We start from the raw sequence: 19,795 nt of genomic DNA, 5'->3' as shown, positions 1-19,795 counted from the left end.
GCCGCATGACCCAGGCACTGGCCGATATGCGCCGTGACTACACACGGGACGGTTTGAGCGAGGCCCAGGCCCCGGACGAGCCGTTTGCGTTGTTCCACCAATGGTTTGCTGATGCGGTGAAAACTGAACAGCCGCCAGTGGAGGCCAATGCCATGACGCTGGCGACGGTGGATCAGGACGGTCGCCCGCACTGCCGCATCCTGCTGCTCAAGGGCCTGGATGCACAGGGCTTTACCTTCTTCACCAACTATCAGAGCGCCAAGGGTGAACAACTCGCGGCGCGGCCGTTTGCGGCCATGACCTTCTTCTGGCCAACCCTGGAGCGCCAGGTACGCATTGAAGGGCGCGTGGCCAAGGTCACGCCTGAAGAGTCGGATGCTTATTATCAGGTGCGCCCATTGGGCAGCCGCCTGGGCGCCTGGGCCTCTCCGCAGAGCAAAGTCATTCGTGATCGCGAAGAGCTGCAGGCGCTGCTCAAGGCCACTGAAGAGCGTTTCAGCGATACCCAGCCCGATTGCCCCGAGCATTGGGGAGGGTACCGTTTACTGCCTGAGCGCATCGAGTTCTGGCAAGGCCGGGCCAGCCGCCTGCATGATCGCCTCAACTACCGTTTGCAAGACGGCCAATGGTGCCGCGAGCGCCTGGCGCCCTGAGCGTCACCTTTCGTCATCCCACCTGAATCAACACCGTTGCGTCGAAGTCTCTGTTCAAGAGACTTCGGACGCTTTCGGCTGTGCGGCTACACTGATCGAGCCGGTTATGGCATCGTTCCGTACCCTGGCTTGGTTACCGTTCGTCGAGTTCTCTGGTGCTGGCAGTCTGTACTCAGGCTGAATGAAAGCAAGTTTCTGCCTGGTGCGCCGTGACACGCGCCAAGCCACAGCGTTTAATGAATACCTGTCCTTTGGAGTTGATGCTATGCGTAAGTCCGTTTTACTAGTTGCCTGCTTTACCACCCTGTCGTTGCTGCTGGGTGGCTGCGCCTCGAGTCTGACCGGCGACTCGTACTCTCGTGATGAGGCGCGTCGTGTACAGACCGTTCGCATGGGCACCATCGAATCCCTGCGTCCGGTGAAAATCGAAGGCACCAAAACCCCAATCGGCGGCGCCGCGGGCGCAGTCATCGGCGGCGTTGGCGGCAGCGCCATCGGTGGCGGCCGAGGCAGCATCGTTACTGCTGTGATCGGCGCAGTTGCGGGCGGCCTGCTGGGCTCGGCCACTGAAGAAGGCCTGACCCGTACCCAGGGCGTGGAAATCACCGTGCGCGAAGACGACGGCAGCATGCGTGCTTACGTACAAGCCGTGCAGGAAAATGAAATCTTCCGCATTGGCGACCGCGTACGCATCATGACCGTCGACGGTACCAGCCGCGTTACTCGCTAAGCCTTAAGCTTCAGGCGAAGAAAAACCCCCAACCGGGTGACCGGTTGGGGGTTTTGTTTGTAGGAGCGAGCAAGCTCGCTCCTACAACTGACTGACTTCAATCATGCAACGACGGCTTTCTTGCGACTTGCCATCGCCGTCACCGCATACCCGATAAAGGCCGCCAGGATCGACCCGGTCAGAATCCCCATGCGATCTTCACCGGCAAACTCACTGGCGCCTGGCACAAACGCCAGGGAGCCGACAAACAGGCTCATGGTGAAGCCGATCCCGCACAGAATCGCCACGCCCATTACCTGACCCCAGTTGGCGCCGCTGGGCAGTGAGGCGATGCCGGTTTTGATCGCCAGCCAGGTGAGGCCGAACACACCGACGGTCTTGCCGATCAAGAGACCGGCGGCGATGCCCATGGGCACGGAGTGGGTGAAGCTCTCCAGGTTGACACCTGTCAGAGAGACCCCGGCATTGGCAAACGCGAACAGCGGCAGGATGGCGTAGGCCACCCACGGGTGCAGGGCGTGTTCCAGGCTCAGCAGCGGTGAGGTTTCGGCATTTTTGGTGCGCAGTGGAATGCAGAACGCCAGGGTTACACCCGCCAAGGTCGCATGCACACCGCTCTTGAGCACGCACACCCACAGGATCAGGCCGATGATCATATACGGCCCCAGTTTGATCACGCCCAGGCGGTTCATCGCAATCAGCGCAATCAAGCACGCCCCCGCGCCCGCTAGGGATGCCGTGGACAAGTCAGCGGAATAGAACAAGGCAATGACGATGATGGCGCCAAGGTCATCAATGATCGCCAGGGTCATCAGGAACAGTTTCAGTGACACCGGTACGCGCTTGCCCAGCAGGGCCAGCACGCCCAGAGCGAAGGCAATGTCGGTGGCCATGGGGATCGCCCAGCCAGCGAGGGCGGCCGGGTTGTCCTTGTTCAGCGCCCAGTAGATCAGCGCCGGCACCACCATGCCGCCGATGGCCGCTGCGCCAGGCAACACCACTTGCGAAGGCTTGGACAGGTGACCATCGAGCAGCTCACGCTTGACCTCCAGGCCGATCAACAGGAAGAACAGGGCCATCAGGCCATCGTTGATCCAAAGCAGCGCCGGCTTGGCGATTTTCAACGCGCCAACCTGAGCCACCACCGGCGTGTCGAGAAAGGCGTTGTACAGGTGCGACAACGGTGAGTTGTTGATAATCAGCGCCAAAGCGGCAGCGGCGATCAACAACAGACCACTGGCGGCTTCCAGCTGGAAGAAACGGGTGAAAGTGCTACGCAGAGGCAAGGGATGCTCTCCAATCCAGGTTCAATAGGTGGGTACCCTAACCCGTACCGTTAGTTGTTAAAACAAAAGTTATATTCTTATTTGTTATAAGGGATGGACCGGGGCATCGGTGGGCTAAAGACTAGCAATTGTGTGTCCAATTGCGTCGTCACTGTATCTGTGTGAAGCGTGGGAAACATCCTAAGATCACCGCTGAAAACCTTTAGAGAACCCACCATGAGCGACCACCGTACCTGGGCCCGCGAAGCCATTCGTATCATTGAAGCGGACTTCCAGCGGAGCGCCGATACCCACCTGATCCCGCTGCCATTACCGGGTTTGCCAGGCATCGAGTTGTACTTCAAGGATGAGTCCAGCCACCCCACCGGCAGCCTGAAACACCGGCTGGCGCGCTCGCTGTTCCTGTATGCGCTGTGCAATGGCTGGCTCAAGCCGGGCGCCCCCGTTATTGAAGCGTCCAGCGGCTCTACGGCGATCTCGGAAGCCTACTTCGCGCGCTTGCTCGGCTTGCCGTTTATTGCCGTCATGCCCGCGACCACGTCCCAAGAGAAGATCGCCCAGATTGCCTTCTACGGTGGCAAGAGCCATCTGGTCCAGGACCCGACGCAGATCTACGCCGAATCCGAACGCCTGGCCCAGGAAAGCGGGGGGCACTTCATGGACCAGTTCACCTACGCCGAGCGTGCCACCGACTGGCGGGCAAACAACAACATTGCCGAGTCGATCTTCCAGCAGATGCGCTTTGAGCAGCACCCGGAGCCGAGTTGGTTGATTTCCAGCCCTGGCACCGGCGGCACCACCGCGACCCTGGGCCGTTATGTGCGTTATCGCCAGCATTGCACCCGGGTGCTGTGTGCCGATGCCGAACGCTCGGTGTTTTTCGATTTCTACCAGAGTGGTGACGCCAGCCTGCGCCTGGACTGTGGCTCGCGGATTGAAGGGATTGGTCGCCCGCGGGTGGAGGCATCGTTTCTGCCCGCGGTGATTGACGCCATGGTCAAAGTGCCGGATGCATTGTCCCTGGCGGCCATGCATTACCTGGCTGAGCGTTTGGGGCGACGGGTTGGCGGGTCCAGCGGGACCAACCTGATCGGTGCGCTGATGGCGGCGCAACAGATGAAAGCGGCGGGGGAGTCGGGGTCGATCGTTGCGATCTTGTGCGATGGCGGTGAGCGCTATGCCACGACCTATTACGATCAAGCGTGGCTGGCGGGGCAGGGCTATGAGCTGGAAGGGTTGATCGCGGCGGTTGCGGCGAGTGTCGAACGCGGTGAGGCGCTACCCGCTAACATCCTGCGCGCTAATATCTGACACCCCACTATCCAACTGTGTGCGGGCTTGCCCGCGAAAGCGGAGTGTCAGTCACTGAATTTTTAACTGCACCACCGCTATCGCAGGCAAGCCAGCTCCCACAGTGGTCGTGTATTGCCCCCAGGATCAACGCCCGGCACAGATCCCCTGTGGGAGCGGGCTTGCCCGCGAAAGCGGCGTGTCAGTCACCTAGTCTTTAACTGCACCACCGCTTTCGCAGGCAAGCCAGCTCCCACACGGGATTTATGCTGGCCGTCAGCGTGCTTCAGGCCTCGATGCCGAGCATATCCCGCGCCAACGCCTCGGCGATCCGAATCCCGTCGACACCCGCCGACAGAATCCCGCCGGCATACCCCGCGCCCTCTCCGGCCGGGAACAAGCCTTTGACGTTCAGGCTCTGCATCGACTCGTTGCGGGTAATGCGCAGTGGGGACGAGGTGCGGGTCTCGATGCCGGTCAGCACCGCATCGTGCAGCGAGTAGCCTTTGATCTGTTTCTCGAACGCTGGCAAGGCTTCGCGGATGGCTTCGATGGCGAAGTCCGGCAAGGCCAGCGCCAGGTCACCCAACGACACGCCGGGTTTGTAGGACGGCTCCACGCTGCCCAGCGCCGTGGAGGGTTTGCCAGCGATGAAGTCGCCCACCAGTTGCGCCGGGGCCTCGTAGTTGCTGCCGCCGAGGATGTAGGCGTGGGACTCCAGGCGTTCCTGCAACTCGATACCGGCCAGCGGGCCGCCTGGGTAGTCCACCTCGGGGGTAATGCCTACCACGATGCCGGAGTTGGCATTGCGCTCGTTACGCGAGTATTGGCTCATGCCGTTGGTCACGACGCGATGGGGTTCCGAGGTCGCAGCCACGACGGTGCCGCCCGGGCACATGCAGAAGCTGTAGACCGAACGGCCATTCTTGGCGTGGTGCACCAGTTTGTAGTCCGCTGCGCCCAGCTTGGGGTGGCCAGCGTATTTGCCCAAGCGTGCGGCGTCGATCAGCGACTGCGGGTGCTCGATACGGAAACCCACCGAGAATGGCTTGGCTTCCATGTACACGCCACGGTCGTGGAGCATGCGGAAGGTGTCACGGGCGCTGTGGCCCAGGGCAAGAATCACATGCTTGGAGAGGATCTGCTCGCCGCCGTCGATGACCACGCCGTTCAACTGGCCGTCTTCGATCAACACGTCGGTGACCCGTTGTTCGAAGCGCACTTCACCGCCCAGGGCGATGATCTGCTCGCGCATGTTTTCTACCACGCCGGTCAGGCGGAAGGTACCGATGTGCGGCTTGCTGACGTAGAGGATTTCTTCCGGCGCGCCGGCCTTGACGAACTCGTGCAGCACTTTGCGACCGTGGAATTTCGGGTCCTTGATCTGGCTGTACAGCTTGCCGTCAGAGAAGGTACCGGCGCCGCCTTCACCAAATTGCACGTTGGACTCTGGGTTGAGCACGCTTTTGCGCCACAGGCCCCAGGTGTCCTTGGTGCGTTGGCGCACTTCCTTGCCGCGCTCGAGGATGATCGGCTTGAAACCCATCTGTGCCAGCAGCAGGCCGGCGAAAATCCCGCAGGGACCAAAACCTACCACGATCGGCCGCTCAGCCAGGCCTTCCGGCGCCTGACCCACCACCTTGTAGCTGACATCCGGTGCCGGGTTGACGTTGCGGTCGTCGGCAAACTTGAGCAGCAACGCGGCTTCACCCGTCACGTTCAGGTCGACGGTGTAGATGAAGCACAGCTCGGAGGTCTTTTTACGCGCATCGTAGCTGCGCTTGAACAGGGTGAAATCGAGCAGGTCATCACTGGCGATGCCCAGGCGCTGCACGATGGCCGTGCGCAGGTCTTCTTCGGGATGGTCGATGGGCAGCTTGAGTTCGGTGATTCGTAACATGACAGGATCCGGTAGGCGGCGGGCAAGAAGGCCGGCTGTTTTGCAAACCGGCGATTATAAGCCCCAATGGCAAGTTTCCGTCAGGTTAAAACAGCACAGGGGCTAATCAGTCGTCCCGCGAGCCGCCGAACGCCGCGCAACCACGCTGCACCTGGCCGTTCACGCGCAGCTCGGCGCTCATGTGCTGCAGGCTGCCGCTCACACTGTCGACGCAGCGCTGGGGCGCCACCCATAGTTCGATGTGCTGGTTATTGGCTTCGGTCATCAGGTTGAAGCGGCCGTCGCCCAGTTGTTCCTCGACGTACGGCACTGCCAAAGGTGGCTGGCCTTCGCGCTCCAGCACCATGCCCTTGGCCGTGACGTTCATCGCCCAGGCGGGTTTATGGCCGTTGGCCCGCAGGATCATGCGCTTGAAATCCGGGTCAGAGCACGCTGAGGTCGAGCGTTCGACGCGATACAGCTGTTGCAGGTCCACTGAACCCTGGGTGCCGCTGGCGACCCCGGAAAACTTGCCACGCAGGTCGGCAAATAGTATGCCCTGCTGGCCAGCCAGCGAGGCGGCTTCCTGCAGGACGCTGGTGCCGCCGGTATCGTTGACCACGTAGCTACGCTGGTCGCCACAGGGCTGGAACAGCAGTTTGCCGTCCACCGCCGTCAACTCACCCTGCATACGGGTCAGCCCGACAGTCGATGGCTTGGCCGGCTCGCTTTCGAACAATTGGCAGGCGGCGAACACAGGAAGCAAGGCAAACAGGGCGAGGGTACGGGCGGCGCGCATTATCGGGTCTCCAGGCAAGTGCCGCCACGTTACGCAGGCTGGCCGTGCATCACAAGCCCGCTTGCCAGCTTCAGGCGTTTCTTACGGATCTCACCCTCAACCTACGATAAAGGTCTGACCGGTTTGCAGGCCCTCGACGCTTTTGGCGTAAGCCAGTGCCACATCGGCGGCCGGGGCAGGTTTGTAGCCACGGAAATAGGGAGCATAGCTGCCCATGGCTTCCAGCAACACCGTCGGGCTGACCGAGTTGATGCGCAGGCCGCGTGGCAACTCGATGGCCGCCGCTTTGACGAAGGCGTCCAATGCACCGTTGACCAAGGCCGCCGAAGCGCCGGTGCGGATCGGGTCACGGTTCAGAATGCCGCTGGTGAACGTGAACGAAGCACCGTCGTTGGCGTATTCACGGCCGATCAACAGCAGGTTGACCTGGCCCATCAGTTTGTCACGCAGGCCCAGTTCGAAATCGCTGTCGTTCATGTCTGCCAGGGGCACGAAGTTGACGCTGCCTGCCGCGCAGATCAGCGCGTCGAACTTGCCGGTCTGCTCGAACAGCTTACGGATCGAGTTGCTATCGCTGATATCCACCTGGAAGTCACCGCTGGTGCGGCCGATGCTGATCACTTCGTGGCGCTGGGCCAACTCTGCCTTGACGGCTGAACCGATGGTGCCGCTGGCACCAATCAATAGGATTTTCATCGTGCTGTTCCTCTGGGGCTGATTCCCTGCAGGAGCGAGCTTGTTCGCTCCTGCAGGGGTTGGGATTTGCATTCAGTCTAGTGTGGCTTTTTAGCTGGATAAACGCGCTAATAGGCAACCTTTGGTTTTCAAATGGAAACAATCCATGAGCGAAATGGATGACTTGGCGGCGTTCGCCGTGCTGATCGAAGCCGGCAGTTTCACTGTGGCGGCAGCACAATTGGGCTGCAGCAAAGGGCAGTTGTCCAAGCGCATCAGCCAGTTGGAAGCGCAGTTTGCCGTGGTTTTGCTGCACCGCACTACGCGCAAGCTGAGCCTTACTGCTGCCGGCGCGGCGTTGCTGCCCCAGGCACAAGCATTGGTGGTGCAGGTGGAACGCGCGCGCCAGGCCTTGGCGCGGCTCAAAGATGATTTGGCCGGCCCTGTACGTATGACTGTCCCGGTGTCGTTGGGTGAAACCTTTTTCGATGGCTTGTTGCTGGAATTTTCCAAGCAATACCCGCAGGTGCAGATCGAGCTGGAGCTTAACAACAGCTACCGGGACCTGGCGCGCGATGGCTTTGACTTGGGCGTTCGCTCGGGCGCCCTCGAGAATGAACGCCTGGTAGCCAGGCCTTTACTGGCCTGGCATGAGATGACCTGCGCCAGCCCGGCCTATCTGGAACAGCATGGCGAGCCGCAGACCCCGGCGGACCTGGCGGCGCACAGCTGTTTGCTCAACAGTCATTACAGTGGCCGCGAGGAATGGTTGTACCACCAGCAACACGAATTGCTGCGGGTAAAGGTGAGCGGCACCTTCGCCTCCAACCACTACAACCTGCTGAAAAAAGCCGCCTTGGTCGGCGCCGGTATTGCTCGCCTGCCGTCCTACGTTTTACCCACGGAGCTGGCTGATGGCCGATTGCGCTGGCTGCTGCGCGACTATCAGACGCGCAGCATGCCGATGTACCTGGTGCATCCCTACCAGGGCGGCCTGCCACGGCGTACCCAAGTGTTGGCCGACTACCTGGTGGACTGGTTCAAGCGCAGCGGCGAGGCACTGGATCGACTTCAGCGATAACGACGGGCAATCAGGTGGTCGATGGACAGCCAACCTGGGCCTTTGGCAAGCAACAGCAATAACAGCGCAAGCCAGGTGCCATGAGTGGGATAGGCGTCGGGGTAGACGAACAGTTGGATGGTCAGGGTCATGCCGATCAAGGCCAGGGCCGAAAAGCGCGTGGCGAACCCCAGCAGGATCAATACCGGAAAAAAGTGCTCGGCAAAGGTTGCCAAGTGCGCGGCCACCTCGGGCGACAGCAGAGGCAATTGGTATTCGCTGCGAAATAAAAACAGGGTCGAGGCGGCAAGTTTGGGCTCACCCCATTGGAAGGTGCCGCTGATCAGGTCAATGGCAAAGCCTTCGACCTTGGTCTGGCCAGACTTCCAGAACACCGCCGCAATGGAGAAGCGCGCGATAAAGGCGATCAGGCTGTAGGGGATTTTTTCAAACAGTGCGACGGTTCGCTTTACCAGGCAAGGAGCGGGAATGTTCATGGCAATACCTCGGGTTGCAGATGCAAATGAGTGATGGCGTCGTGGCTGATCAACAGCGTGAGACATTGGTGCAAATCGAATTCGGTGGAGGCTTCCAGGGCATCAGCGATGGCCATTTCCAGCCCGGCGCCGTGGTTGAGGCGGTTGATAAAGGTCACAGACCCGCGGTCGATGGCGAACACCTTGACCGCTAAGCCTTGGCGCAAGACCAGCGCGCCTTGGGCATACCAAGGGTGCAAAGTGGCGATAGCCCCGTCGACCTGATGCGCCGCCCAGACCGATACCACCGCGTAGGAAGATTCCAGCGTGGCAAGTGACGGATGCAGTCGTACACGCAGTTGCCCCAGTTGCGCGCAGCCTTGCAGTTGCCGAAGTACGCTGTGCTGATCCAGAACCTGGCAATCCGCCGCGTGATAAGCGCGAACCCTCAAGCGTTCCAGCCGGGCGACATCGGCCAGGTAGGGCACGCTCGAGGCCGGTTCGAAACCCTGGATAAAGTCAGAGAACGTGCTGCCGTACTCACTGATCAACGGGCTGGTGGGCGGATGAGCCTGGGCATACAGGCCGGCCATGGCGCGGAAAAATTCATCGCCGACCAGTTGCCGCGCCACCGGGTAGGCGGCCGCCAAAGCATGGATCAACGCGCTATGGACATTGTTTCGATACACCGCAAAGCGGCTCGTCGGCTCAGCACCGTTGCTGCTGAACACGCCCTCGGGGCAGGTTGCTTGCGGGGCCAGTAAAGCCTCGGCGAATGTTTGCTGAATACTCATCTGTCCACCTGCGACAAATACCATTCGGCCTGCCGGGCCTCTGTTTGCAGCACGCTGAACGCGGGCACCTGGTTATCCCGCTCGATCAGCGTCGCCACCGCTCCGGTTCGCGCCAGTACCTGTGCGTACAGCTGCCACACGGCGTTATCGATCGGCGCGCCGTGGTCGTCGATTAGTAGGCGGTCGCCCAGGCTGTCGGTGTCTTCGGCAAAACCGGCCAGATGAATCTCACCCACCGCGTGCAATGGCAGGGCATCGATGTAGGCCAGCGGGTCGCGCTGGTGATTGATGCACGACACGTAGACGTTGTTGACGTCGAGCAGCAGGCCGCAACCGGTCCGGCGGACGATCTCGCTGATAAAGTCGGTTTCGTCCAAAGTAGAGCGCTGGAACTGCAGATAAGTAGACGGGTTTTCCAGCAGCATCGGGCGCTTGAGCGTGCTCTGTACTTGGTCCACGTGTTCGCATACCCGCTCCAGAGTGCTGGCGTCGTAGGCCAGGGGCAGCAGGTCGTTGAGAAACACCGGGCCGTGGCTGGACCAGGCCAGGTGTTCGGAAAAAGACTGGGGTTGGTAGCGTTCGATCAGCGTGGCCAGGCGTGCCAGGTGCTCGCGGTCCAGAGGACCTTCGCCGCCAATAGACAGGCCGACGCCGTGCAGTGACAGGGGGTACTGCGCACGAATCAACCCCAGGTAGTGATGAAACGGGCCGCCGGCCACCATGTAGTTTTCGGCGTGTACTTCGAAAAAACCGATGTCGGGACGGGTCTCGAGCACCTCGGTGAAGTGCTCGGTCTTGAGCCCCAGCCCGGCCCGATAGGGAAGGCCGGGCACCTGAGCCGGTGAGACCGCGTGTTGGGCTGTAGGCGTCATCATCAGTACTCAGGCTGCGCGGGGTTCAGGATTTGGCGGTGAAGGCCGCTTCCTGGCCAAAACCGGTCGGCGAGGTGGTGCTTGGGGTCTGGGTGCACGTGCCGGCGGGGACCAGCTTCCAGGCATTGGCCTGGTCTTTGGTTTTGGAGGTGCCAGCGCAGGAAGTGCCGGCGCCCGCGGCGCAGTCATTCTTGCCGGCTTCAGCCACGCCGAAGCATTTCTGCATGTCGTCGGCCGCGTGGGCGGTGGTGGTCAGGGCGGACAGGCTCAGGGCAGAACCAAGGGCCAGAACGAGGGTGGCAGCGGACAGTTTGGTGGTCATGGTGTGTCTCCAGCAGTGGTTGAATGCGCAGGCTTGATTGCCTGCATGCACCACTAGAGAAAGGGGGAGGGAATTCGTTACAAAGCCATCGAAAAAAACTGCAAAACAACACCTATTTAATGGCTTATACAAAGAAAATGTGGGAGTCGGGCTTGCCCGCGATGCAAACGCCTCGGTTCTTCAGATACACCGGGGTGATGCTATCGCAGGCAAGCCAGCTCCCACACAAGCCAGCTCCCATTTAGAACTTGCTCTTTCTTAGCCGCCGAGGTACGCCTCCCGCACCTTCGGATCCGTCAGCAATTGCTCGCCAGTGCCCTGCATCACCACCCGGCCATTCTCCAGCACATAGGCACGGTCAGCGATTTTCAGCGCCTGGTTGGCGTTCTGCTCCACCAAAAACACCGTCACACCGTCCTTGCGCAGTTGTTCGATGATGTCGAAGATCTGCTGGATGATGATCGGTGCCAGGCCCAGGGAAGGCTCGTCCAGCAACAACAGCTTGGGCTTGCTCATCAGCGCCCGGCCGATGGCGAGCATTTGCTGCTCGCCGCCGGACATGGTGCCGCCGCGCTGGCTGAAGCGTTCCTTGAGGCGGGGGAACAGGTGCAGCACCTTGTCCATCTGCTCCTGGTAATCGCCCTTGTCGGTAAAGAACCCACCCATGGCCAGGTTCTCTTCCACGGTCAGGCGCGAAAACACCCGACGGCCCTCCGGCACCACCGCAATGCTCTTGCGCATGATCTCGGCGGAGTGCTTGCCCACCAGTTCTTCACCCATGTAGCGGATGCTGCCACTGTAGGCTTGCGGCGAACCGCACAAGGTCATCAGCAAGGTCGATTTGCCAGCCCCGTTGGCGCCGATCAGGGTCACGATCTCACCCTGGCGTACTTCGACGTTGACGCTGTGCAGGGCCTGGATCTTGCCGTAGAAAGTGGAAACGTTTTCGAATTGCAGCATTTTACGCTTCCCCCAAGTAGGCTTTGATCACTTCGGGATTGTCGCGGATCTGCTCCGGCGTCCCATTGGCCAGCGGCGTGCCCTGGTTGATCACCACGATGTGGTCGGAGATGCTCATGACCAGTTTCATGTCGTGTTCGATCAACAGCACCGTGGCATTGTTTTCCTCACGCAGCACACTGATCAGCGCCTTGAGGTCTTCGGTTTCCTTGGGGTTCAGGCCTGCGGCAGGTTCGTCGAGCATCAGGATGCGCGGGCGGGTCATCATGCAACGGGCGATTTCCAGGCGACGCTGCTGGCCGTAGGCGAGGGTGCCTGCCGGGCGGTTGGCGAACTCGGTCAGGTTGACCTTGTCCAGCCAGTACGCCGCGTATTCCATGGCCTCGCGCTCGCTCTTGCGGAACGCCGGGGTCTTGAACAGACCTGCGAAGAAGTTGGTGTTCAAGTGACGGTGCTGGGCGATCAACAGGTTCTCGACCGCCGTCATGTCCTTGAACAACCGCACGTTCTGGAAGGTACGCACCACGCCCTTGCGAGCGATCTCGTGACCGGCCAGGCCCTGGATCGGCTGGCCGTCCAGCAGGATGCTGCCGCCGCTCGGCTTGTAGAAGCCGGTGAGGCAGTTGAACACCGTGGTCTTGCCGGCGCCGTTGGGGCCGATCAGTGCTACCACTTGTTTCTCTTTGACGGTCAGGGCCACGCCATTGACCGCTAGCAAACCGCCGAAGCGCATGCTCAGGTTTTCGACTTTCAGGATCTCGCGGCTCATTTGCGCAGCTCCATGTGTGGACGTTGCATGGGCAGCAGGCCTTGAGGGCGCCAGATCATCATCAGCACCATCATGGCGCCGAACATCAACATGCGGTATTCGCTGAACTCACGCATCATTTCCGGCAGCAGGATCATCACGATGGCCGCCAGGATCACGCCCAGTTGCGAGCCCATGCCACCCAATACCACGATGGCGAGAATGATCGCCGACTCGATAAAGGTGAACGATTCCGGCGTCACCAGGCCTTGGCGAGCGGCAAAGAAGCTGCCGGCAAAGCCTGCGAACGCAGCGCCCAGGGTGAACGCGGATAGCTTGATGATGGTCGGGTTCAGGCCCAGGGCGCGGCAGGCGATTTCATCTTCGCGCAACGCTTCCCAGGCGCGCCCGATGGGCATGCGCAGCAGGCGGTTGATCACGAACAGAGCCGCCAATGCCAGCAACAGCGCGACCAGGTACAGGAACACCACTTTGCTCACCGGGTTGTAGGCAATCCCGAAGTACTCGTGGAAGGTCTGCATGCCTTCGGCGGCGGTGCGGTCGAACGACAGCCCGAAGAACGTCGGCTTGGGAATGCTGCTGATACCGTTGGGGCCACCGGTGATATCGGTGAGGTTACGCAAGAACAGGCGAATGATTTCCCCGAAGCCCAGGGTCACGATGGCCAGGTAGTCACCGCGCAGGCGCAGCACCGGGAAGCCCAGCAGGAAGCCGAACGTAGCCGCTGCCATACCGGCCAGTGGCAGGCAGATCCAGAAGCTCCAGCCCAGGTAGTGCGAGAGCAGCGCGTAGGTGTAGGCACCCACGGCGTAGAAGCCCACATAACCCAGGTCGAGCAGGCCGGCCAGGCCCACTACGATGTTCAGGCCCAGGCCCAGCAACACATAGATCAGGATCAGGGTGGCAATGTCGACCGCGCCGCGCGAGCCGAAGAACGGCCAGATCAGCGCCGCGATGATCAACCCGATGATGATGTAGCGCTGGGTGCGCGGCAGGGTCAGAAATTGGCTGACCTTGGGCGACACCAACGGGCCACGGTTGCCCTTGAACAAGGCACCGACCTGCTGCGTGAACAGTACACGCAGGAACATCAGCACCGAACACAGGGCGATGATGGTCAGGGTCACTGGCCCGGTGCCGTGCACCTCCAGGTTGATGCCGACAATGCTCAGCTTGAGGCCGAGTACCGGAAAGGCCACGGCCCATACCAGCAAGGCGCTGAAAAACGCCGATTTAAGATATCTGCTCATACTTTCTCAACCTCCGGACGGCCCAGGATGCCGGTCGGACGGAACAACAACACCAGAACCAAAAGGCCGAACGCGACGACGTCCTTGTACTGGTCACCGAAGATATCGGCGCCAAAGGCTTCGGCCACACCCAGCACCAGCCCGCCGAGCATGGCGCCCGGAATGCTGCCGATGCCGCCCAATACCGCTGCGGTAAAGGCCTTGAGGCCCACCAGGAAGCCGGCGTTGGGGTTGATCACGCCGTATTGCATGCTCAGCAACACGGCCGCCACGGCCGCCAGCGCAGCACCAATGACGAAGGTCAGGGCGATGATGTTGTTGGTGTTGATGCCCAGCAGGTTGGCCATCTTGATGTCTTCGGCGCAGGCCCGGCAGGCGCGGCCCAGACGGGAGCGAGAGATGAACAGCGTCAGGCCCAGCATGGCCACCAGGGTGACCACGAAAACCAGAATCTGCATGTACGAAATCAGCACTTCTTGTGCGCCACCCGGGCCGAAGGAGATGCTCCCCGGAATCAGGTTGGGAATGGACTTGTCCTTGGAGTCCTGGGACAGCAATACGGTGTTCTGCAGGAAAATCGACATGCCGATGGCAGAAATCAGCGGGATCAAACGGTTGCTGCCACGCAAGGGACGGTAGGCAACCCGCTCGATGCTGTAGCCATAGGCACTGGTCACGATGATCGACGCCAGGAACGCAGCGGTCATCAACAGCGGCAGGGAGTGGATCCCCATCATGGCCAGCCCGGCAAGGGCGATAAAGGCCACGTAGGAACCAATCATGTACACCTCGCCATGGGCGAAGTTGATCATTCCAATGATGCCGTAAACCATTGTGTAGCCAATGGCTATCAAGGCATAGGTGCTGCCAATGGTCAGGCCATTAACCAGCTGTTGGAAAAAATGATAGATCTCAGGCATTACAGCGCTCCTAAAAACCCGATACGCATTTCACTGGTGGAGTCATTTCCGGCTCGGTGCCCTGTTCTGTGACCAGGTTGCACAAAGCGTTTGCCAGCGAACCGCTGGTGACGGTTTTAAGATTTTCAGGTGAGCCAGCGCCCGGATCGCGGGTGACATGGCCCATAAACCTCGTAAAACAAAGCCCACTGCTTGCACAGTGGGCTTGTTGACCAGTAACGCCTGGCTTACTGAGGGGAAACTTCGGTTTTTGGTTTACCGAAGTGCCATTCGTAGACCACGAACTTGAAGTCCTTCAGGTCGCCCTTGGCGTCGAAGCTCAGGTCGCCCGTAGGGGTCTTGAAGGTACCGGCATGGATGGCCTCGGCCACTTTGGCGGTGTCTTCGCTCTTGGCGGCCTTGATACCGCCGGCAATGACCTCAACCGCCGAGTAGGCCGGGAACACGAACGGACCGGTTGGGTCCTGCTTGTTCTTGGCGAACTCTTCAACGATGGCTTTGTTGGCAGGGTCGGTGTCGAAGGATTTCGGCAGGGTCACCAGCAGGCCTTCGGAAGCGCCCTGGGCGATTTGCGAGATAGAGTCGTTACCCACGCCCTCTGGGCCCATGAACTTGGCGTTCAGGCCTTTTTCCTTGGCTTGGCGCAGGATCAGGCCCAGCTCAGGGTGGTAGCCGCCGTAGTAGACGAAGTCGACGTTGGCTTGCTTGAGTTTCTGGATGATCGAGGAGAAGTCTTTGTCACCGGCGTTCAGGCCTTCGAAGACGGCAACCTTGGTGCCTTTTTCTTCAAGGGTCTTCTTCACGGCGCTGGCGATACCTTCACCGTATTGCTGCTTGTCGTGCAGGACGGCGACGATTTTCGGTTTCACGTGGTCGGCGATGTAGTTGCCGGCTGCCGGGCCTTGTGCGCTGTCCAGACCAATGGTGCGGAAGATCAGCTTGTAGCCACGGGAAGTGATTTCAGGGCTTGTGGCGGCCGGGGTAATCATGATGACGCCTTCGTCTTCATAAATATCCGACGCTGGCTGAGTGGAGCTGGAGCAGAGGTGGCCGACGACGAACTTGACGCCATCATTGACCACTTTGTTGGCAACGGCCACGGCTTGCTTTGGATCGCAAGCGTCGTCGTATTCCTTGGCCTCAAGCATCTTGCCGTCTACGCCGCCCTTGGCGTTGATGTCTGCGATGGCTTGCTTGGCACCCATGAATTGCATGTCGCCGTATTGCGTCACCGGACCGGTCTTGGGGCCGGCGATGCCGATCTTGATGGTGTCGGCTGCGAACGAATGGCCGGCAACCCCAGCCAGGACCATAGCGGCAAACAGTTTGGAAATCTGCTTAGTAGCCTTATTCATAGTGCTCCACTCTTACTGTTGTATTTTTTATAGTTCTAGCGGCCTTGTGAGCTGCAGAACCGGATCAGATATCGCGGATATCCCCCCGGCATTGCCCTGGCAACTGTACCGGTACAGTGTAGAGCGCCGGTTGATCGCTTGAAAAGCTGGCAGCTGGGGGCAAAACCTGGGTGTGTCGCTTAAGTGAAAGAAAAAGACAGAATTGCGCCGGGTTGCTGATAGCTTTCAAGGCATTCCGTGGCTTTCCTGGCAGTTTCAATCGCTACTTCATTTGCTACTGGGTTTTTCTGCCTGAGCGACGGGGCTATGATTGCGCCGATTTTTTACTCAGGTGAATTCCCATGACGCAAGAACCAAGCACCCTCTATGCCAAGCTGCTCGGTGAAACCGCCGAAATTTCCTGGAAGGAGCTTGAACCGTTCTTTGCCAAGGGTGCCCTATTGTGGGTCGATGCCGGCCTGGATTTGATCGAGGCCGCCGAAGGAATGGCCGAAGACAACCGTGACAAAGTCGCCGCCTGGCTGGCTGCAGGCACCCTTGGCGAGGTGTCTGCGACGCGGGCATTGGACCTGGTGGAACGGGATCCAAGCTTATGGGCGGTAGTGGTCTCGCCGTGGATCCTGATCCAGGAAAGGGCGCGGTAATAATGGCGCGCACGAAAAAGGTGCGTATTTTTCACGCAGTGAAGTGTGTAGCCGAGTAACCGCTCAACGCGTGATGGCACCTTGCCGTAGAGAAAGGTCACAGCCGAGGGTGACGTAAGCGTCACGGGAACAGTTGAGGGCAGAAGGAATGAGTGGCGCAATTGTTTCCGGGTATGACGCGGCGTGAAGAGAAGCAACGATCACACCACCACTCCCCGTGCCCGGGTCTCAACGAATCGGCCTGACAATAGAAGGCGAGCCGATGCGCCCTGGCGCCGGGTCTTTTGGCTGCGCAGCGTCGTTGCCTTCCACGCTTGGCAGATATAACGGATTGCGCATGGCAATGCCCTGCATCACGCCGATGATGTCATCGAAAGGCACCGCCGGGCTGAGCAGGTAGCCCTGGATGTAGTCGCAGCCATGCTTGAGCAGCAGCTCGAACTGCGCCTGGGTTTCCACGCCCTCGGTGACCACCTGCAAGTGCAGGGTGTGGGCCATGCCAATAATCGCCTGGACAATTTCACTGTCTGCGGTGGACTTGGGGATGTCCTGGATAAACGAGCGGTCGATCTTCAAAGTGTTGAGCGGCAAGCGCTTGAGGTAAGCCAGCGACGAATAGCCGGTGCCGAAGTCATCAATGGCCAGCGACACACCCAGGGCGCGGATCTGCCGCAACAGCGCCAAGGTACTGCTGATGTTGCCCATCAACGCGTTTTCAGTGACTTCCAGTTCCAGGCGGTTGGTGCCTATGCCGGCGAAGCGCAGGGCGTCTTCGATTTCATCGGCCAGTTCGTCACGCGCCAGGTTCAGCGCCGAGCAATTCACGGCCATGATCAGCTCGGTGTAGCCCCGGTCAGACAACAGGCTCAGGTCGTGACAGGCCTGACGCAATACCCAGTGGTCCAGCTCGGCGATCAGTCCGTTGTTCTCGGCGATGCCGATAAAGCGGTCCGGGGCCAGTAGCCCGTGTTGGGGGTGCTGCCAGCGCACCAGGGCTTCCAGGCGTGTGACCTTGCCCAGTTTCATGTCAAAGATCGGTTGATAAAACAGCACCAGCTGGCTGCGCGTACGCAAGGCGGCGCGCAGTTCTTCTTCCAGTTGCAGCTCAAGAAAGGCACGGGTTTTAAGGTTGGAACTGAAGAAGTTCAAACAATTGCGCCCGGCATCCTTGGATTGGTACAGCGCCAGGTCGGCGGTTTTCAGCAGCTCTTCGCAGGTGTGGCCGTCCTCGGGGAACAGGCTGATACCGATACTGGTGGTCATCACCATGCGTCGGCCGGCCAGTTCGATGGGCTCTTTCATCTTCTGCATGATGCGCTGGGCCATGTGCCGGGCTTCGTCGCGGTGATGAATATTGACCAGGATGCAGAACTCATCGCCGCCAAAGCGTGCCACTACATCTTCATGGCTGCGTATCGAGCCCTTGATATGCCCGGCGAGCACTGTGAGCAACTGGTCGCCCGCGTCATGGCCCAGGCTGTCGTTGATACGCTTGAAATGGTCGATATCAAGGAAGATCACCGCCAGCATGCCTTGGTTGCGGGTTTTTTCCGCGACTTTTTCCGCAAAGATCTGATTGAAACCACGGCGGTTAAGCAGGCTGGTCAGTGCGTCGAAGTGGGCCACTTGTTGCAGCGAAGCGCGGGCCTGGTCGAGTTCGCTGAGCAGCGCGTTGACCCGACGCAGGTCACGCTCCTTGTGTTGCAACTTCTTGTCGGCCAGGGCTGCGCTGATGCTGCTGCCGATTACCAGCAAGGTGATCATGGCGACCGACAGGCCCAGTTGAATCGGGTTGTTATCCGCCGGTAACGAAAGATCCGCGCCACTGGGCACCAGCATTTGCATAGCCGCCATGCCGGTGAAGTGCATGCTCAGAATCCCGGCGCCCAGCACCAGGCTGGCGGCGTATTTGAGCAGTTGGTGAAACACGCCGGCACCGTTGCGCAGGTAACTGGACAGCAACAATGCGGCCAGGCTGGCGCCCATGGCAATCGCCACCGAGGCCAAAAACAGCCGTGTTTCGAAGTACACCTGGGCCTGGGAGCGCATGGCTGACATGCCCACGTAGTGCATCAACGCGATACCCAGCCCCATCCACACCGAAGCCACCAGGTACTGATGAAAGCGCAGGTGGGTATGACTGAGGGTCTGCATGGCAAGCAACGAGGCGATCAGGGCGATCAGCAGCGAGGCGAACGTCATGATCAGTTCGTAGTGAATGGCGATGGGGGCCTGGAAGGCCAGCATGCTGATGAAGTGGGTCGACCAGATGCCGCCTGCCAGGCAACCGGCACCCAGCCAGCGCCAATGGCGGCGGGCGGTGGGGTCTTCGACATGGCCCACACGTTCGGCCATGTCCAGGGTACCGAAACCCGCCGCGCAGGCGACCAGGTACGCCAGCAGCACCAGAAACGGGTTATGACTGCAGTTGAGCAATAAATGCCCGCTGTCTGGAAGGTCGGTAAAAAAATGCTGCCCCAGCCATTCCATAGCTTATCCCGTCACAGAGCCATGTCACTGCCAGCGGCGATGACCTATGAGGTCGAGTATAGAAGTCTCTCGAGATTTGCCATGAGTAATGGCGTTTTGATCTCAAATTATTTTGATATGCCGTCCATAGCGTTTGGTGCTAAGCGCTGATAGGCAGGTCGAGTTCGAAGTGCGGGGCCTCCAACGGGGCCAGGCCGAATGCGGCACGGGCGGCGTCGCAATCGACATTTTGCACGCCCTGGCTCCAGGACGCCTCGAACTCGCGACACACGCTGGAGCGCTGCTCATAAATTGAGCAGCTGGTGGCCTGTCCGACTTCACCTTCAAGGCTGCAACACCGTGCCGGTTTGCGGTCGGTGCCGATCATCGCCACGCGGCTGGGGTTGATCTGCACCACCAGGTCATCGGGCACCGTGCCCCCGGACGAGGCGCACTCACCCCAAAAGAAGGACACGCGAAAGTGTGAACAGCAGGCACCGCAATTCAGACACGGACTGGCTTCGGACATGGGCGTCATCAATAAGAAAGTAGGTTGGGGGTGTTACAGGAAGGCTCGCCATTCTATCCGTGC

20 protein-coding genes are annotated in these 19,795 nt (G+C 60.1%); 5 read left to right on the top strand and 15 right to left on the bottom strand.

Features of this window, described 5'->3' with window-relative positions; translation table 11 throughout:
* Positions 1-5: 5 nt before the first annotated feature.
* Together pdxH and AC4PS6_RS01995 are read left to right on the top strand one after the other, a co-directional pair.
* A complete protein-coding gene (gene pdxH / locus AC4PS6_RS02000) occupies positions 6-653 on the top strand; it encodes a pyridoxamine 5'-phosphate oxidase (RefSeq protein ID WP_019817843.1) in 648 nt (215 codons plus the stop codon).
* Positions 654-918: 265 nt separating this feature from the next.
* The gene (locus AC4PS6_RS01995; protein WP_003189251.1) at positions 919-1,383 is read left to right on the top strand and encodes an outer membrane lipoprotein; all 465 of its coding nucleotides are present in this window, start codon (positions 919-921) and stop codon (positions 1,381-1,383) included.
* A gap of 101 nt (positions 1,384-1,484) precedes the next feature.
* Here the strand turns inward: AC4PS6_RS01995 and nhaA are convergent, their stop codons facing one another.
* Positions 1,485-2,669, bottom strand: a complete 1,185-nt coding sequence (gene nhaA, locus AC4PS6_RS01990) for a Na+/H+ antiporter NhaA (protein ID WP_102666640.1) — start codon at positions 2,667-2,669, stop codon at positions 1,485-1,487.
* 216 nt (positions 2,670-2,885) lie between these two features.
* Between nhaA and AC4PS6_RS01985 the strand changes: the two genes are divergently transcribed.
* Complete coding sequence (locus tag AC4PS6_RS01985; RefSeq protein WP_054897976.1) at positions 2,886-3,980, top strand: PLP-dependent cysteine synthase family protein; 1,095 nt, start codon at positions 2,886-2,888, stop codon at positions 3,978-3,980.
* A 265-nt stretch (positions 3,981-4,245) separates the two neighbouring features.
* Here the strand turns inward: AC4PS6_RS01985 and AC4PS6_RS01980 are convergent, their stop codons facing one another.
* The 3 genes from AC4PS6_RS01980 to AC4PS6_RS01970 form a co-directional block, all read right to left on the bottom strand.
* Entirely contained in the window at positions 4,246-5,859 is a 1,614-nt protein-coding gene (locus AC4PS6_RS01980) for an NAD(P)/FAD-dependent oxidoreductase (protein WP_014717270.1), read from the bottom strand.
* Between the two features lie 106 nt (positions 5,860-5,965).
* Positions 5,966-6,637, bottom strand: a complete 672-nt coding sequence (locus AC4PS6_RS01975; RefSeq protein WP_014717271.1) for a COG3650 family protein — start codon at positions 6,635-6,637, stop codon at positions 5,966-5,968.
* A 96-nt stretch (positions 6,638-6,733) separates the two neighbouring features.
* Positions 6,734-7,333 (bottom strand): short chain dehydrogenase, encoded by a 600-nt coding sequence (locus AC4PS6_RS01970; RefSeq protein ID WP_014717272.1) that lies wholly within the window; start codon positions 7,331-7,333, stop codon positions 6,734-6,736.
* Positions 7,334-7,478: 145 nt separating this feature from the next.
* On the opposite strand from AC4PS6_RS01970, the gene AC4PS6_RS01965 reads away from it, so the two are divergent.
* Entirely contained in the window at positions 7,479-8,393 is a 915-nt protein-coding gene (locus AC4PS6_RS01965; protein ID WP_019817839.1) for a LysR family transcriptional regulator, read from the top strand.
* Here AC4PS6_RS01965 and AC4PS6_RS01960 read toward each other — a convergent pair.
* The 9 genes from AC4PS6_RS01960 to AC4PS6_RS01920 all read right to left on the bottom strand — a co-directional run bounded on the left by AC4PS6_RS01960 (position 8,384) and on the right by AC4PS6_RS01920 (position 16,090).
* Complete coding sequence (locus AC4PS6_RS01960; RefSeq protein WP_014717274.1) at positions 8,384-8,869, bottom strand: DoxX family protein; 486 nt, start codon at positions 8,867-8,869, stop codon at positions 8,384-8,386. The two genes, AC4PS6_RS01965 and AC4PS6_RS01960, sit on opposite strands and share 10 nt — an antisense overlap.
* Positions 8,866-9,642: an HvfC/BufC N-terminal domain-containing protein gene (locus AC4PS6_RS01955; protein ID WP_106111538.1), complete on the bottom strand. Its 777-nt coding sequence runs from the start codon at positions 9,640-9,642 to the stop codon at positions 8,866-8,868. The genes AC4PS6_RS01960 and AC4PS6_RS01955 overlap by 4 nt, the downstream gene beginning before the upstream one ends.
* Positions 9,639-10,517: an MNIO family bufferin maturase gene (bufB, locus tag AC4PS6_RS01950; protein ID WP_014717276.1), complete on the bottom strand. Its 879-nt coding sequence runs from the start codon at positions 10,515-10,517 to the stop codon at positions 9,639-9,641. The genes AC4PS6_RS01955 and bufB overlap by 4 nt, the downstream gene beginning before the upstream one ends.
* A gap of 22 nt (positions 10,518-10,539) precedes the next feature.
* Positions 10,540-10,836 (bottom strand): BufA1 family periplasmic bufferin-type metallophore, encoded by a 297-nt coding sequence (locus AC4PS6_RS01945; protein WP_014717277.1) that lies wholly within the window; start codon positions 10,834-10,836, stop codon positions 10,540-10,542.
* A gap of 258 nt (positions 10,837-11,094) precedes the next feature.
* On the bottom strand, positions 11,095-11,796 hold the full coding sequence (locus AC4PS6_RS01940) for an ABC transporter ATP-binding protein (RefSeq protein WP_003193540.1): 702 nt from the start codon (positions 11,794-11,796) through the stop codon (positions 11,095-11,097).
* Between the two features lies 1 nt (position 11,797).
* Positions 11,798-12,565 carry a high-affinity branched-chain amino acid ABC transporter ATP-binding protein LivG gene (gene livG, locus AC4PS6_RS01935; protein WP_003193538.1) on the bottom strand — a complete coding sequence of 256 codons (768 nt, stop codon included), beginning with the start codon at positions 12,563-12,565 and terminating at the stop codon, positions 11,798-11,800.
* Positions 12,562-13,815 (bottom strand): high-affinity branched-chain amino acid ABC transporter permease LivM, encoded by a 1,254-nt coding sequence (locus AC4PS6_RS01930; protein WP_014717278.1) that lies wholly within the window; start codon positions 13,813-13,815, stop codon positions 12,562-12,564. Before AC4PS6_RS01930 ends, livG begins: the two co-directional genes overlap by 4 nt.
* Positions 13,812-14,735 carry a high-affinity branched-chain amino acid ABC transporter permease LivH gene (livH, locus tag AC4PS6_RS01925; RefSeq protein ID WP_003193535.1) on the bottom strand — a complete coding sequence of 308 codons (924 nt, stop codon included), beginning with the start codon at positions 14,733-14,735 and terminating at the stop codon, positions 13,812-13,814. Before livH ends, AC4PS6_RS01930 begins: the two co-directional genes overlap by 4 nt.
* Positions 14,736-14,962: 227 nt before the next feature.
* Positions 14,963-16,090 carry a branched-chain amino acid ABC transporter substrate-binding protein gene (locus AC4PS6_RS01920; RefSeq protein WP_038449342.1) on the bottom strand — a complete coding sequence of 376 codons (1,128 nt, stop codon included), beginning with the start codon at positions 16,088-16,090 and terminating at the stop codon, positions 14,963-14,965.
* Between the two features lie 341 nt (positions 16,091-16,431).
* Here AC4PS6_RS01920 and AC4PS6_RS01915 point away from each other — a divergent pair, with 341 nt between their 5' ends.
* Positions 16,432-16,734: a DUF2288 domain-containing protein gene (locus AC4PS6_RS01915; RefSeq protein ID WP_014717281.1), complete on the top strand. Its 303-nt coding sequence runs from the start codon at positions 16,432-16,434 to the stop codon at positions 16,732-16,734.
* Positions 16,735-16,962: 228 nt separating this feature from the next.
* Here AC4PS6_RS01915 and AC4PS6_RS01910 read toward each other — a convergent pair whose 3' ends face one another.
* Both AC4PS6_RS01910 and AC4PS6_RS01905 read right to left on the bottom strand, forming a co-directional pair.
* Positions 16,963-19,224 (bottom strand): putative bifunctional diguanylate cyclase/phosphodiesterase, encoded by a 2,262-nt coding sequence (locus tag AC4PS6_RS01910; protein ID WP_020300986.1) that lies wholly within the window; start codon positions 19,222-19,224, stop codon positions 16,963-16,965.
* A gap of 139 nt (positions 19,225-19,363) precedes the next feature.
* Positions 19,364-19,732 (bottom strand): YkgJ family cysteine cluster protein, encoded by a 369-nt coding sequence (locus AC4PS6_RS01905; RefSeq protein ID WP_014717283.1) that lies wholly within the window; start codon positions 19,730-19,732, stop codon positions 19,364-19,366.
* Positions 19,733-19,795: the final 63 nt, after the last annotated feature.

The organism is Pseudomonas sp. DW-iso17 (assembly GCF_058725345.1).
Note: the sequence above shows the minus strand (reverse complement) of the source record. Positions and strands in the feature narration are given on the sequence as shown.

What these genes read in the sequence shown, in the direction of transcription:
- pdxH (WP_019817843.1), top strand. Translation starts at nt 6, where the DNA reads ATGACCCAGGCACTGGCCGATATGCGCCGTGACTACACACGGGACGGT.
- AC4PS6_RS01995 (WP_003189251.1), top strand. Translation starts at nt 919, where the DNA reads ATGCGTAAGTCCGTTTTACTAGTTGCCTGCTTTACCACCCTGTCGTTG.
- AC4PS6_RS01985 (WP_054897976.1), top strand. Translation starts at nt 2,886, where the DNA reads ATGAGCGACCACCGTACCTGGGCCCGCGAAGCCATTCGTATCATTGAA.
- AC4PS6_RS01980 (WP_014717270.1), bottom strand. Translation starts at nt 5,859, where the DNA reads ATGTTACGAATCACCGAACTCAAGCTGCCCATCGACCATCCCGAAGAA.
- AC4PS6_RS01975 (WP_014717271.1), bottom strand. Translation starts at nt 6,637, where the DNA reads ATGCGCGCCGCCCGTACCCTCGCCCTGTTTGCCTTGCTTCCTGTGTTC.
- AC4PS6_RS01970 (WP_014717272.1), bottom strand. Translation starts at nt 7,333, where the DNA reads ATGAAAATCCTATTGATTGGTGCCAGCGGCACCATCGGTTCAGCCGTC.
- AC4PS6_RS01965 (WP_019817839.1), top strand. Translation starts at nt 7,479, where the DNA reads ATGAGCGAAATGGATGACTTGGCGGCGTTCGCCGTGCTGATCGAAGCC.
- AC4PS6_RS01960 (WP_014717274.1), bottom strand. Translation starts at nt 8,869, where the DNA reads ATGAACATTCCCGCTCCTTGCCTGGTAAAGCGAACCGTCGCACTGTTT.
- AC4PS6_RS01955 (WP_106111538.1), bottom strand. Translation starts at nt 9,642, where the DNA reads ATGAGTATTCAGCAAACATTCGCCGAGGCTTTACTGGCCCCGCAAGCA.
- bufB (WP_014717276.1), bottom strand. Translation starts at nt 10,517, where the DNA reads ATGATGACGCCTACAGCCCAACACGCGGTCTCACCGGCTCAGGTGCCC.
- AC4PS6_RS01945 (WP_014717277.1), bottom strand. Translation starts at nt 10,836, where the DNA reads ATGACCACCAAACTGTCCGCTGCCACCCTCGTTCTGGCCCTTGGTTCT.
- AC4PS6_RS01940 (WP_003193540.1), bottom strand. Translation starts at nt 11,796, where the DNA reads ATGCTGCAATTCGAAAACGTTTCCACTTTCTACGGCAAGATCCAGGCC.
- livG (WP_003193538.1), bottom strand. Translation starts at nt 12,565, where the DNA reads ATGAGCCGCGAGATCCTGAAAGTCGAAAACCTGAGCATGCGCTTCGGC.
- AC4PS6_RS01930 (WP_014717278.1), bottom strand. Translation starts at nt 13,815, where the DNA reads ATGAGCAGATATCTTAAATCGGCGTTTTTCAGCGCCTTGCTGGTATGG.
- livH (WP_003193535.1), bottom strand. Translation starts at nt 14,735, where the DNA reads ATGCCTGAGATCTATCATTTTTTCCAACAGCTGGTTAATGGCCTGACC.
- AC4PS6_RS01920 (WP_038449342.1), bottom strand. Translation starts at nt 16,090, where the DNA reads ATGAATAAGGCTACTAAGCAGATTTCCAAACTGTTTGCCGCTATGGTC.
- AC4PS6_RS01915 (WP_014717281.1), top strand. Translation starts at nt 16,432, where the DNA reads ATGACGCAAGAACCAAGCACCCTCTATGCCAAGCTGCTCGGTGAAACC.
- AC4PS6_RS01910 (WP_020300986.1), bottom strand. Translation starts at nt 19,224, where the DNA reads ATGGAATGGCTGGGGCAGCATTTTTTTACCGACCTTCCAGACAGCGGG.
- AC4PS6_RS01905 (WP_014717283.1), bottom strand. Translation starts at nt 19,732, where the DNA reads ATGTCCGAAGCCAGTCCGTGTCTGAATTGCGGTGCCTGCTGTTCACAC.